The 13285-nt window shown below is 68.0% G+C and carries 11 protein-coding genes; 8 read left to right on the top strand and 3 right to left on the bottom strand.

The features are described from left to right. Positions 1 to 18 precede the first annotated feature (18 nt). The 4 genes from AB8810_RS19285 to lpxC all read left to right on the top strand — a co-directional run bounded on the left by AB8810_RS19285 (position 19) and on the right by lpxC (position 4905). Complete coding sequence (locus AB8810_RS19285) at positions 19 to 861, top strand: cell division protein FtsQ/DivIB (RefSeq protein WP_369914569.1); 843 nt, start codon at positions 19 to 21, stop codon at positions 859 to 861. Then, positions 858 to 2093, top strand: a complete 1236-nt coding sequence (ftsA, locus tag AB8810_RS19280; protein WP_003465508.1) for a cell division protein FtsA — start codon at positions 858 to 860, stop codon at positions 2091 to 2093. Before AB8810_RS19285 ends, ftsA begins: the two co-directional genes overlap by 4 nt. A 305-nt stretch (positions 2094 to 2398) precedes the next feature. Next, positions 2399 to 3619 carry a cell division protein FtsZ gene (gene ftsZ, locus AB8810_RS19275; RefSeq protein ID WP_179568378.1) on the top strand — a complete coding sequence of 407 codons (1221 nt, stop codon included), beginning with the start codon at positions 2399 to 2401 and terminating at the stop codon, positions 3617 to 3619. Positions 3620 to 3993: 374 nt separating this feature from the next. Then, complete coding sequence (lpxC, locus tag AB8810_RS19270) at positions 3994 to 4905, top strand: UDP-3-O-acyl-N-acetylglucosamine deacetylase (RefSeq protein WP_179568377.1); 912 nt, start codon at positions 3994 to 3996, stop codon at positions 4903 to 4905. Between the two features lie 148 nt (positions 4906 to 5053). Here the strand turns inward: lpxC and AB8810_RS19265 are convergent, their stop codons facing one another. Then, positions 5054 to 5530 (bottom strand): DciA family protein, encoded by a 477-nt coding sequence (locus tag AB8810_RS19265; protein WP_369914568.1) that lies wholly within the window; start codon positions 5528 to 5530, stop codon positions 5054 to 5056. A gap of 10 nt (positions 5531 to 5540) precedes the next feature. On the opposite strand from AB8810_RS19265, the gene AB8810_RS19260 reads away from it, so the two are divergent. The 4 genes from AB8810_RS19260 (at position 5541) to AB8810_RS19245 (ending at position 11245) form a co-directional block, all read left to right on the top strand. Continuing rightward, the gene (locus AB8810_RS19260; protein WP_179568373.1) at positions 5541 to 6488 is read left to right on the top strand and encodes a M23 family metallopeptidase; all 948 of its coding nucleotides are present in this window, start codon (positions 5541 to 5543) and stop codon (positions 6486 to 6488) included. Between the two features lie 164 nt (positions 6489 to 6652). Continuing rightward, the gene (secA, locus tag AB8810_RS19255; RefSeq protein ID WP_369914567.1) at positions 6653 to 9391 is read left to right on the top strand and encodes a preprotein translocase subunit SecA; all 2739 of its coding nucleotides are present in this window, start codon (positions 6653 to 6655) and stop codon (positions 9389 to 9391) included. Between the two features lie 276 nt (positions 9392 to 9667). Continuing rightward, a complete protein-coding gene (locus AB8810_RS19250) occupies positions 9668 to 10051 on the top strand; it encodes a VOC family protein (protein ID WP_369914566.1) in 384 nt (127 codons plus the stop codon). A gap of 231 nt (positions 10052 to 10282) precedes the next feature. Continuing rightward, complete coding sequence (locus AB8810_RS19245) at positions 10283 to 11245, top strand: Nudix family hydrolase (RefSeq protein ID WP_369914565.1); 963 nt, start codon at positions 10283 to 10285, stop codon at positions 11243 to 11245. Positions 11246 to 11359: 114 nt separating this feature from the next. Here AB8810_RS19245 and AB8810_RS19240 read toward each other — a convergent pair whose 3' ends face one another. Together AB8810_RS19240 and metF are read right to left on the bottom strand one after the other, a co-directional pair. After that, positions 11360 to 11998, bottom strand: a complete 639-nt coding sequence (locus AB8810_RS19240; RefSeq protein WP_369914564.1) for a DUF4124 domain-containing protein — start codon at positions 11996 to 11998, stop codon at positions 11360 to 11362. A 407-nt stretch (positions 11999 to 12405) separates the two neighbouring features. Beyond that, a complete protein-coding gene (gene metF, locus AB8810_RS19235; RefSeq protein WP_179568363.1) occupies positions 12406 to 13230 on the bottom strand; it encodes a methylenetetrahydrofolate reductase [NAD(P)H] in 825 nt (274 codons plus the stop codon). Between the last annotated feature and the right edge of the window lie 55 nt (positions 13231 to 13285).

Raw genomic sequence — 13285 nt, 5'->3', positions numbered from 1 at the left:
GCACCGCGAGGTGCGCCGATGAGCGCCCTCCTGCGCATCCTCGCCTGGCTGCTGGCGCTGGCATTGGTCGCGCTGCCGGTGGTGGCGGTGCTCAACGGCTGGGTCGGTGCCGAGCGCTGGCCGCTGAGCCGGCTGCAGGTCAGCGGCGATTTCAAGCGCGTGCCGGCCGAGCAGTTGCGCCAGGTGGTGCTGCCGTATGCGCGCCGCGGGTTCTTCGCGGTCCGCCTGCAGGACGCGCAGGACGCGATCGAACGGTTGCCGTGGGTGGAAAGCGCGCGGGTGCGCAAGCGCTGGCCGGACGTGCTGGAAGTGCGCGTCACCGAACACCGTCCGTTCGCGCGCTGGGGCAGCGACCGCATGCTGTCCGAGCAGGGCCGCATCTTCGCGCTGCCGAGCGAACTGCGCGGCATGGCGTTGCCGCAACTGGCCGGCCCGGACGCCAAGGCGCAGGACGTGGTCGCGCTGTACAACGAATCGCGCGCGCTGTTCGCGCCGGCCGGGCTGCAGGTCGACGGCGTGGCGATGGACGCGCGCGGCAGCTGGTCGCTGCAGCTGGGCAACGGCGTGCAGGTCGTGGTCGGCCGCGACGACGCCCGCGCCCGCCTGGCGCGCTTCGCCCGCGTGCTGCCGCAACTGGCCACGCCGGAACAGGCGCCGATCGCGCGCGCCGACCTGCGCTACACCAATGGATTCACGGTGGAGCGGGGAATCGAGAATCGGGAACCGGGAATGGAGAAAAAGCCCACGGCTCCGACCCAACCCGCGCGCCATGCGGCATTGGCCGACCCTCCATCCCCGCGCATGAGCCCGCTCTTCCCCATTCCCCATTCCCCATTCTCTATTCCCGGCTCCAAGACATGAACCGCAAAGGCGACAAATCCCTAATCGTTGGACTGGACATCGGCACCTCCAAGGTCGTCGCGCTGGTCGGCGAGTACTCGCCCGGCAATCCGATCGAGGTGATCGGCATCGGTTCGCACGAATCGCGCGGGCTCAAGCGCGGCGTGGTGGTGGACATCGAATCCACCGTGCAGTCGATCCAGCGCGCGGTCGAGGAGGCGGAGCTGATGGCCGGCTGCGAGATCCGCTCGGTGTACGCGTCGATCTCCGGCAACCACGTGCAATGCAAGAACTCGCCCGGCATCGTGCCGATCCGCGACGGCGAGGTCACCTGGAACGACCTGGACCGGGTGCTGGAAGCGGCCAAGGCGGTGGCGATCCCGGCCGACCAGCGCATCCTGCACGCGATCCCGCGCGAGTACGTGCTCGACGATTCGCAGGAAGGCATCCGCAATCCGGTCGGCATGACCGGCGTGCGCCTGGAGGTGCACGCGCACCTGGTGGTGTGCGCGCAGTCGGCCGCAGCTAACATCAGCAAGTGCGTGCAGCGCTGCGGCCTGCAGGTGGACGATCTGATCCTGTCCTCGCTGGCGTCCTCGGTCGCGGTGCTGACCGCCGACGAGCGCGAGCTGGGCGTGGTGCTGGTCGACATGGGCGCCGGCACCACCGACCTGGCGGTGTTCGTGCAGGGCGCGATCTGCCACACCGCCTCGCTGCCGATCGCCGGCGACCACGTCACCAACGACATCGCGCACATGCTGCGCACGCCCACCCCGGAAGCCGAGCAGATCAAGGTGCGCTACGCCTGCGCGCTGGCGCAGCTGGCCACCGCCGAGGAAAGCATCCAGGTGCCGAGCGTCGGCGACCGACCGCCGCGGCGCATGCCGCGCCATTCGCTGGCGCAGGCGGTGCAGGGCCGCTACGAGGAGATCTTCGAGATGGTGCAGGCCGAACTGCGCCGCTCCGGTTTCGAGGAACTGGTGCGTGCCGGCATGGTGCTGACCGGCGGCGCCTCGAAGATGGAAGGCGTGGTCGAACTGGCCGAGGAAATGGTGCAGATGCCGGTCCGCGTGGGCATCCCGCAGCACGTCACCGGCCTGGGCGAAGTGGTCGGCAACCCGGTGCACGCCACCGGCGTGGGCCTGCTGCTGATGGGCAGCCAGATCGAACACCCGCGCCGCCCCTCGCTGCCCACCGGGCGCGCCGGCAGCCTGTTCAAGAAATTGAAGAACTGGTATCGCGGCGAATTCTGAGGGCCGTGAGTGGGGAATCGGGAATTGGGAATGGGTAAGAGCAAAAGCAAGGCAAACGCGGTGCTGCGGTGGAGATAGGTGGAGAGCGGTGAGAGAGAGACGGTAGGTAAGACTAGTTTTTTAGTGATTCCGCTGAGGAGCGGGCACGGGATTGGAGATGCGCTGTTGCGATTCCCCATTCCCGATTCCCCACCCCCAGCTTTCAAACAACAACACTCGCTGAAATGCGGGTGTCGGGCCGGCGAACGGAGCGATCCGATTCCCCATTCCCGATTCCCCATTCACAGCTCAAAGAGGACACGGACATGGCGCATTTCGAACTGATTGAAAAGATGGCACCCAACGCGGTAATCAAGGTGGTCGGCGTGGGCGGCGGCGGCGGCAACGCGGTCGCGCACATGGTCAGCAGCAGCGTGGACGGCGTGGAGTTCATCACCGCCAACACCGACTCGCAGGCGATCAAGAACTGCGGCGCCAAGCTGCAGTTGCAGCTTGGCACCAACGTCACCAAGGGCCTGGGCGCCGGCGCGAACCCGGAAGTCGGCCGCCAGGCCGCGCTGGAAGACCGCGAGCGCATCATGGACGCGCTGCAGGGCGCGGACATGGTGTTCATCACCGCCGGCATGGGCGGCGGCACCGGTACCGGCGCTGCCCCCGTGGTCGCGCAGCTGGCCAAGGAGATGGGCATCCTGACCGTCGCCGTGGTCACCAAGCCGTTCCCGTTCGAAGGCCGCCGGCGCATGCAGGTCGCGCTGAAGGGCATCGAGGAACTGAGCCAGCATTGCGACTCGCTGATCACCATCCCCAACGAGAAGCTGATCACCGTGCTCGGCCGCAATGCCACCATGATCCAGGCGTTCCGCGCCGCCAATGACGTGCTGCAGGGCGCCGTGCAGGGCATCGCCGACCTGATCGTGCGTCCGGGCCTGATCAACGTCGACTTCGCCGACGTGCGCACCGTGATGTCGGAAATGGGCCTGGCGATGATGGGCACCGGCTCGGCCCGCGGCGACGACCGCGCGCAGGCCGCGGCCGAAGCGGCGATCCAGAATCCGCTGCTGGACGACGTCAACCTGGCCGGCGCCAACGGCATCCTGGTCAACATCACCGCCGGTCCGGACTTCACCATGGCCGAGTTCGACGAGATCGGCCGCACCATCGAAGGCTTCGCCTCGGAAGACGCGACCGTCGTGGTCGGCACCGTGCTCGACCCGGACATGCAGGACGAAGTGCGCGTGACCGTGGTCGCCACCGGCCTGAACCGTGCCGTGTCGCGCCAGACCCAGCGTCCGGAGCAGCGCGCGCCGATCAAGCTGGTGCGCAACGCGACCACCGGCCAGCCGGAATTCGGCGACTTCGAGCATGGCGGCGACGCCGTGTCCAAGGCGGTCGGCGGCGCGATGGGCCTGGGCCTGCGGCGCCCGAGCAGCGATGCGATGGGGTCTTCGGCACCGGCACCGGCGGCGGCCGATCTGCCCAACGATTACCTGGATATTCCCGCGTTCCTGCGTCGCCAGGCCGACTGATGCCGTCCCTGGCGCGACAGGTCGGCTTGCGGATGGCCCAGCCTGGCCATCCGTGGCCAGGCGCGGGTCGGCGTGCGAAGCAGTGCTTCGCAAGCACGCCGCCCGCCCTGCGCCGCCAGGCCGACTGACGTTTCGCCAGGCCGGCCCTGCGCCGGCCGCAACACCGCCGATCGGGCATGTCCGCCCGGGCGGCGCGCCGTGTCCTTTGCTGCCGGGTCGTTTCGACCCGGCAGGTTTTTGCGACCGCGACGCCGGCCTGCGCCAGCGTTGCGCAAATAGGACGCTGTGACCGTCTTGTTAAAATTTGGCTAAACGCGTGATATTCTCAATTCCGTTCAGTTCCCGTCTGAGCGGACGTTCCCAGACTGTCTCCCATGACCCAGCAACGCACCCTCAAGAACACGATCCGCGCCACCGGCGTGGGCCTGCATAGCGGCGACAAGGTGTACATGACCCTGCGTCCTGCGCCGGCCGATCACGGCATCGTGTTCCGGCGCGTCGACCTGGAACCGGCAGTGGAAGTGCCGGCCGATGCCGAACTGGTCACCGAGACCACGCTGTGCACCGGACTCAGTCGCGGCGACGCCAAGATCCAGACGGTGGAACACCTGATGTCGGCGATGGCCGGCCTCGGCGTGGACAACGCCATCGTCGAGCTGTCCTCGGCCGAATTGCCGATCATGGACGGCTCGTCCGGCCCGTTCGTGTTCCTGCTGCAGTCGGCAGGCATCGTCGAGCAGGGCAAGCCCAAGCGCTTCATCCGCATCAAGCGTCCGGTGGAAGTGCGCGACGGCGACAAGATCGCCCGCTTCGAGCCGTACGACGGCTACAAGCTGGGCTTCACCATCCAGTTCGACCACCCGATGATCCCGGCCAAGCAGTCGCGCCAGGAAATCGAGTTCTCGACCATGGCCTACATCAAGGAAATCTCCCGCGCGCGCACCTTCGGGTTCATGCGCGACCTGGAGTACATGCGCGAGCGCAATCTGGGCCTGGGCGGGTCGATGGACAACGCCATCGTGCTCGACGAGTTCCGCGTGCTCAACGACGATGGCCTGCGCTACGCCGACGAGTTCGTGCGGCACAAGATCCTCGATGCGATCGGCGATCTGTACCTGGCCGGCGGCGCCATTCTCGGTGCCTACGAAGGCTACAAATCCGGCCATGCGCTGAACAACAAGCTGGTGCGCGCGCTGCTCGCCGAGCAGGCCGCGTGGGAGTGGGTGAGCTTCGATTCCAAGGCCGTGCCGGCACCGGTGGCCTACGGGGCCGTGGCTTACGCCTAAAGTTTTCCGCCCCGCGGCCGGGGGCGGTCCGGGATCACGGAATGGGCGATCCGTCGCACCTTTGACCCCTCTTAACTTCTATTTAACGAATCGATAACGACCTCGACGCCGGCGCCCGCTAGGATGCGTCGGGTCGTGACGTGCGTGTCTACGTACGCAGACCGCGCCGGCCGGAGGCCGTCGCTGCTTCAGGCGTCGTGGAATCGACGTCCTGCAAGGACGCCAGCGCGTCGCGCAATCCCTTGTGCGTCGCCGCGGAAACCGGTGCTGGCTTGCTTCTTGCCTGTTGCATTGGGGAATGCGCGGATGCAGTCGCAATCTTGACGGTCACCCTGGTGGCCTTCAGCCCGAGGGACCGGGCCGCAGCGAGGATATCGGCCTCGGCGAGCCTTACCCGGGCGTGCCAGACCGGAGAGTCAACGAGAAAAACGAGCTGTTCGCCGTTCACATTGGCCAACCGACACCGGGAGGCCAGGTTCGGCGGCAGATGGGGGCGCAACTGTCGGTCCAGCGCGTCGAGCCACAAGGCACGCCGCAACGGGTCGCCCACCTTGTCCGCCAATGCGGCGTCCAACGCCGGCATCGGCGCGGTGGTATGGCCCTCGCCGGACTTTCGCTTAGACATGAAAACTCATATGGCGTTTAAGAAGATCGTAATCAATTCGCGTGAAAAGGGGATAAAGGACCTGCCGTGGCGGCTGCGCGAGTTCGCAGACCGGCGTCCCCTGGCCGTGCTGGGCACGGTGCTGGCGGTGGGCATGGTACTCGGCATCGGCGTCAGTGCCGCGACCGGTTTCGTCGGTTCGGCGCAGCTGCGGGCCAAGGTGGAGCGGCAGGACGCGGAGCTGGCGCAGGTGCGCCGCGACGCGCAGACCCAGGTCAACGCGCTGGCCGCGCGGCTGGGCGAGCTGCAGGCGCAGGCCACGCGCCTGAACGCGCTGGGCGAACGCCTGACCCGCATGGGCAAGCTGCAGGACGGCGAATTCGACTTCGACCAGCCGGTCGGCGTCGGTGGCGGCGACGACGAGGTCAGCCAGGACATGCCGGCGCCGCAGCTGAGCAAGGAACTGGACGGGCTGCAGCAGCAGTTCGCCACCTCCGGCCAGCAGCTGTCGGTGCTCGAATCGCTGCTGTTCGACCACCAGCTCGACCAGAACGCGGTGCCGTCGCGGATGCCGATCCGCAACAGCTACATCACCTCCGGTTTCGGCGGCCGCGCCGATCCGTTCGGCCGCGGCGCCGGCAACCACAAGGGCATCGACTTCCACGCCAACGTCGGCGACCCGGTGCTGGCCGTGGCCGATGGCGTGGTCAGCTACTCGGGCGTGCGCGGCGGCTACGGCAACGTGGTCGAGGTCGATCACGGCAACGGGTATGTCACCCGCTACGCGCACAATTCGCGCTTGTCGGTGAAGGTCGGCGACCTGGTGCGGGTCGGCCAGGAAGTGGCCAAGGCCGGCTCCACCGGCCGTTCCACCGGCGCGCACGTGCATTTCGAGGTGTGGAAGGACGGCGTGGTGATGAATCCGGCCAAGTTCCTCGGCGATGGCGCCACGCCGGTGGGCCGCCGCGGCCGCGGCTGACGCAGCGCTGGGGCGGCGATGCCGGCGCTTGAATCGCCGGAGCCCGCCCCAAGCTACAATAGGCTTTGCCACGACAGGGCGCCTCGCGCCCTGTTTCGTTTGCGGCCCGCCGATTCCCTGGGGGATCGGGCCGTATGGGCGTTCCTTTCCAACCGGTTCCTTCAATGATCAACAGTCTGCTTACTCGCGTTTTCGGTAGTCGCAACGAACGCCAGCTGCGTCAGCTCCACCGTATCGTCGCCAAGGTCAATGCGCTGGAACCGGAGATGGAGCAGCTCTCCGACGCGCAGCTGCAGGCCAAGACCCCGGAACTGCGCGGGCGCATCGCCGGCGGCGAGAGCCTGGACAAGGTGCTGCCGGAAGCGTTCGCGGTGTGCCGCGAGGCCAGCCGCCGCGTGCTCGGCATGCGCCACTACGACGTGCAGCTGATCGGCGGCATGGTCCTGCACCTGGGCAAGATCGCGGAAATGCGCACCGGCGAAGGCAAGACCCTGGTGGCGACGCTGCCGGTGTACCTCAACGCGCTGGAAGACAAGGGCGTGCACGTGGTCACCGTCAACGACTACCTGGCACGCCGCGACGCCGCGCAGATGGGCAAGCTGTACAACTGGCTGGGGCTGAGCGTGGGCGTGGTCTATCCGGGCATGCCGCACAGCGACAAGCACGCCGCCTACGCCGCCGACATCACCTACGGCACCAACAACGAATTCGGCTTCGACTACCTGCGCGACAACATGGCGCTGTCCAAGGCCGACCGCTACCAGCGCGGCCTGAACTACGCCATCGTCGACGAAGTGGACTCGATCCTGATCGACGAGGCGCGCACCCCGCTGATCATCTCCGGCCCGGCCGACGATTCGCCGGAGCTGTACATCCGCGTCAACCGCATCGTGCCGCAGCTGACCAAGCAGGAGTCCGAGGAAGGCGAGGGCGACTTCTGGGTCGACGAGAAGGGCAAGCAGGTGCACCTGTCCGAGGCGGGCATGGAGCACGCCGAAGAGCTGCTGCGCGCCGCCGGCATCCTGACCAACGACGAGGACCGCCTTTACGGCGCGCAGAACCTCAGCGTGGTGCATCACCTCAACGCCGCGCTGCGCGCGCATGCGATCTACCAGCGCGACGTGGACTACATCGTGCGCGACGGCGAAGTGGTCATCGTCGACGAATTCACCGGCCGCACCCTGCCGGGCCGGCGCTGGTCCGACGGCCTGCACCAGGCGGTGGAAGCGAAGGAAGGCGTGCCGGTGCAGCGCGAGAACCAGACCCTGGCCAGCATCACCTTCCAGAACCTGTTCCGCATGTACAAGAAGCTGTCCGGCATGACCGGTACGGCCGACACCGAAGCCTACGAATTCCAGAGCATCTACAACCTGGAAGTGGTGGTGATCCCGACCAACCGCCCGACCATCCGCAAGGACTGGCCGGACCAGGTGTTCCTCAACCGCCAGGGCAAGTTCAACGCGGTGCTCGCCGACATCGAGGATTGCGCCAAGCGCGGCCAGCCGGTGCTGGTCGGCACCACCTCGATCGAGACCTCGGAGATGCTGTCCGAGCACCTGCGCAAGGCCGGGGTCAAGCACGAGGTGCTCAACGCCAAGCAGCACGAGCGCGAGGCGCAGATCGTCGCCAACGCCGGCCAGCCGGGCGCGGTGACCATCGCCACCAACATGGCCGGCCGCGGTACCGACATCGTGCTCGGCGGCTCGCTGGAAGCGGAGCTGCACGCGCTGGGCGAGGACCTGAGCGACGCCGAGCGCGCGCGCCTGAAGGCGGCCTGGCAGGAGCGCCACGACGCGGTCAAGGCCGCCGGCGGCCTGCACATCATCGGCACCGAGCGCCACGAGTCGCGGCGTATCGACAACCAGCTGCGCGGCCGCTCCGGCCGCCAGGGCGATCCGGGTTCCTCGCGCTTCTACCTGTCGCTGGAAGACAACCTGATGCGCATCTTCGCCTCCGACTGGGTGCAGAAGGCGATGCGGATGATGGGCATGAAGGAAGACGACGTCATCGAGGACCGCATGGTCAGCCGCCAGATCGAGAAGGCGCAGCGCAAGGTCGAGGCGCACAACTTCGACATCCGCAAGAACCTGCTCGACTTCGACGACGTCAACAACGACCAGCGCAAGGTGATCTACGCGCAGCGCGACGAACTGCTCGACGCCGAGTCGGTCAAGGACAACGTCGACGGCATCCGCGACGACGTGATCTACGACCTGGTGGCGCGCTTCGTGCCGCCGAATTCGATCGACGAGCAGTGGGACCTGGCCGGGCTGGAAGCGACCCTGGCCAGCGACCTGGGCCTGTCGCTGTCGCTGACCGACCTGGTCAAGCGCCACGAGGAACTGGACGCGACCGGCATCGCCGAGAAGGTGCGCGAGGAAGTCGATCGCCACTTCCAGGAGAAGGAGACCGCGGTCGGCGGCGAGACCATGCGCGCGCTGGAGAAGCACGTGATGCTGACCGTGCTCGACCAGAGCTGGAAGGAGCATCTGGCGCGCATGGACTACCTGCGCCAGGGCATCCACCTGCGCGGCTACGCGCAGAAGCAGCCCAAGCAGGAATACAAGAAGGAAGCCTTCGAACTGTTCTCGGAGATGCTCGAGCACGCCAAGCGCGAGGTGGTGACCTTGCTGGCGCGCGTGCGCATCCGCAGCGAGGAAGAGGTGGCGGCGCTGGAAGCGCAGGAACGGCAGCAGATGGAGGCGCAGTTGCGCCAGGCGCAGTTCCAGCACCAGGACGTCGGCGGCTACAGCGCCGACGAGGAAGCCGAGCAGGTCGCGCTGGGCGCCAACGCGCCGCAGGTGGCGCAGGTCACCCGCGAGGCGCCCAAGGTCGGCCGCAACGATCCGTGCCCGTGCGGCAGCGGCAAGAAGTACAAGCATTGCCATGGGCAGTTGAGTTAAGAGCGCTGTTGCGCAATCGCGCAACAGCCCCACGTTTGGCTTCGCAAAACGTGGGTCCCGGCTCATCTCTCCCCAAATCCCCGCGCCTATCGGCGCGCCCCCTTTACTAAAGGGGGCTCGGCTCCAGACGGGGTGCGGTGATTGGTCAAACCCTTGTATCTGCAGCCCCGCCTTGTGCGGGGCGCTTTGTTTTGGGGGCGGCCCGGACGGGGGCTTGTCTGTGTGGCGTGTCGCGCGTTCTGCGGGTAGGGTGCCGGGTGTCGCCATTGCCGTTGGATGCATGCCGTGGAGCGTTCCGCCAGTCTTGAATTGAAGGTGTTCGTGCCGGCGCGCGACTTTGCGCTGTCCGTGGATTTCTATCGCGAGGTGGGGTTCGTGGCGGAGCCGCTTGGCGACGGACTCGTCTGTTTTCGCCATGGCGAGCGCTGTGCGTTCCTGCTGCAGGATTCCTACGAGCAGGGACTGGCGCACAACCTGATGCTGCACCTGTGGGTGGAGGATGCCGATGCCTGGTGGCGGCGGCTGGGTGCCGCGGATCTGTCCGGCCGCTTTGGCGCGCGCCTTGGTGAGCCGGAGGATCGGCCGTGGGGGATGCGCGACTTCACCCTGCACGATCCGGGCGGGGTGCTGTGGCGGATCGGGCACGACTTGCCCGGGTGAGCGGGGAGCGGGCGTCCGGGCGGTGGCGGTACCGCCGGCACAGCTGTCCGTGGGTGTATCCATTCGCATGGCCGCATGCGGTCGGTTTCGTCGTTGTTGCCGCGTCGTCCAGGCCGTCGCCTCGCCGTACGTTGGCCGAATGCGTGCGGATCGCTGCCGCGATACGCGGATCGCCGACGATGTGAACCGGATTCATTGCGTTGGCACCGCCGAAGACGGCAAGCTTGCGCCATGTCCGAACCGCTCAGATCCATCCATGTCGTCGCCGGGGTCATCACCGATGCCCGCGGCCGTATCTTGCTCGCCCGGCGTACCGAGGGCCGCGACCTCGCCGGCCTGTGGGAGTTCCCCGGCGGCAAGCGCGAACCGGGCGAGACCTCCGAGCAGGCCCTGGTGCGCGAGCTGCAGGAGGAACTGGGCATCGAGGCGACGGTCGGCGCGCAGCTGATGGAAGTGCCGCAGCGCTATCCGGACAAACGGCTGCGCCTGGAGATGCGCCAGGTACTGTCGTGGAAGGGCACCGCCCGCGGCCGCGAGGGCCAGGCGCTGACCTGGGTGGCGCCGGACAAGCTGAGCCGCTACGCGATGCCGCCGGCCGACCAGCCGGTGGTGGCGATGCTGCGCCAGCCCGATCGCTATCTGGTGACGCCGGAGCCGGTCGATCCCGAGCGCTGGCTGGCGTCGCTGGAACGCGCGCTGCAGGGCGGCGTGCAGCGCGTGCAGTTGCGTGCGCGCAGCCTGCCGGCCGGGCACTGGCAGCCGCTGGCGCGGGCCGCGGCGGCGCTGTGTGCGGCGCGCGGCGCGCAGGTGCTGGTCAATCGCGATCTCGCGCTGGCGCAGGAGTTGGGGGTCGGCGTGCACCTCGGCGCGGAACAGTTGCCGCAGTTCGACGCGCGTCCGTTGCCGGCGGGGCTATGCGTTGCCGCGTCCTGCCATCGCGTCGAAGAGCTGCACGCGGCGCAGCGGCTCGGCTGCGATTTCGCCGTGGTCGGCCCGCTGGCCGCCACCGCCAGCCATCCCGGCGCCGCGCCGCTGGGGTGGGAGGCGTTCGAGCGCCTGCGCGAGGAAGTGGCGCTGCCGCTGTACCCGATCGGCGGCCTGCTGCCGGCGCAGGTGGCCGAAGCGCGCCGCCATGGCGGCCAGGGAATCGCCGCGATCCGTGGGCTGTGGCCGTTGGACGTGGACGCCGCCTGAGCGGGGGTTGTGGGAGCGACTTCAGTCGCGACGGGCAGTACAAGGGATGCCTGCCGCGATCGAAGTAACTCCTCCAGCATCGCGCCGATTGCGAATTCCCAAGCCGAAAGCGCGCTAGAAACTGATCCAGAAACAGTTGTACTGGCGGCGCAGGCTCAGCACCGTCGATGTCGGGGTCGCGCTGCTGCCGAGGGTCTGCTCCAGGCGCAAGCCGGTCGCGCGTGCGCGCGGCGGTGCGGCGTTGTCGCCGGCCGATGTTTGGGGTGTTCCGGCGGCGGCATCGGGTGGGCGTTGCTCGGCAGCGGCCAACGTGCCGGGCGCCGGGAGCGTGGCCGCGGGGTAAGCCGCCTGCGCCGACGGGTCCGGCAACACCGGCACGATCGCCACCAACGGACGCTGGGTGATCGCGTCGAGGCGGTCGAGGATGCGCCGCGCCGCCTCGTCCGAGACCCCGTTCCACCAATACAGCGTGGACAGACGATTGACGTCGCGCGCGTCCACCGCGGTGCGGATCTGCTGCGCCAGTTCGCTGAGCCGGCGCACGCATTGCGGCCGGTACAGGCCGCTGGCGCCTTCGCTGGCCGCACTGGGCGCGGTGCGCGGCGGCAAACGGTCGATCGCACCCAGGTCTTCGCAACGGCGATCGCTGAACACCGTGGCGCCGTCGGCGCCGGTGCAGCGATTCACCTTCTGCGCGGCGGCAGGCGCGGCGCACAGGCACAGCAACAACAGGATCGACGGGGGCGCGCGCATCGCGCCAGCCTAGCCGCAGGCCTGGTGTGTGGGAAGCTGCGCCAGGTGAAGATGCAGGCGGCAGCGTTGGCGAGGCGTGTCAGTGCGGTTGCTGCGGGATAAGGGCATCTGTCCTGATCCTTCGCGAGGACCGTGTGCCTGACTGCTTCGCTCGTCGCGGCTGAAGCCGCTCCTACAAGGTTCGGCCGGGCGGGCGCCAGGAGTCTTGTAGGAGGGGCTTCAGCCCCGACCGATCGGTTCCGACGCCGGCCAAGTTTCCCACTCCGTTTGTCGCGGCTGAAGCCGCTCCTACAGGGGATTGTGCGCGGCGCTGCGAAGGCTTTTGTGGGAGGGACTTCAGTCCCGACGCTGTCCAACATCGGGATGCCTGCAGCTTCGCCGATTGCCGCCGAAGCTGCAGACGCCGCTCATGCCAAACGCGACAGCACGCCGACGGTGGGCTTGGCCAGGTTGAGCGTGTAGAAGTGCAGCGACGGCGCGCCGCCGGCGAGCAGGCGTTCGCACAGCGCCGCGACCAGGTCGGCGCCGAACTCGCGGATCGCCTCGGCATCGTCGCCCAGGGCCTGCATGCGCTTGCCGATCCAGCGCGGGATCTCCGCGCCGCATTGCTCGGAGAAACGCCGCAGCTGGCTGAAATTGGAGATCGGCATGATCCCCGGCACGATCGGGATCTGCACGCCGAGCTTGCGCACCGCGTCGACGAAATGGAAATACGCGTCGGCGTTGTAGAAGTACTGGGTGATCGCGCCGTCGGCGCCGGCGTCGACCTTGGCCTTGAAGTGGCGCAGGTCGCTCAACGCGTCGCTGGCCTGCGGATGCGTCTCCGGATACGCGCCGACCTCCAGATGGAAGGCGTCGCCGTGCTCGGCGCGGATGAAGGCGATCAGGTCCGCGGCGTAGCGCAGGTCACCGGGGTGGCCCATGCCCGAGGGCAGATCGCCGCGCAGCGCGACCAGGCGCCGGCAGCCGATCGCGCGGTACAGCTTGAGCAACTCGCGGATCTCTTCGCGGCTGCCGCCGACGCAGGACAGGTGCGGCGCGGCCTCGAAGCCGTGGTGCTGCTTCAGATGGCGCACCGTCTCGGAGGTGTAGCTCAGCGTCGAGCCGCCAGCGCCGAAGGTGCACGACACGTACTCCGGTGCGTAGGTCTTCAGGCGTGCGGCGGTGCGGTCCAGCTGCGCACGCTGTTCGTCGGTCTTGGGCGGGTAGAACTCGAAGCTGATGGCGGTCATGGGCGCGGCGCGTCAGGTGATTGCCGGAGTATATCTCTTCATCCGGATGGATGTG

The sequence above is a fragment of the Xanthomonas sp. NCPPB 3005 genome (genome assembly GCF_041228095.2).
GTDB classification, from domain to species: Bacteria; Pseudomonadota; Gammaproteobacteria; order Xanthomonadales; family Xanthomonadaceae; genus Xanthomonas_A; species Xanthomonas_A bonasiae.
The sequence above is the reverse complement of the archived record's forward strand: the minus strand, read 5'-3'. Positions and strand labels throughout refer to the sequence as shown.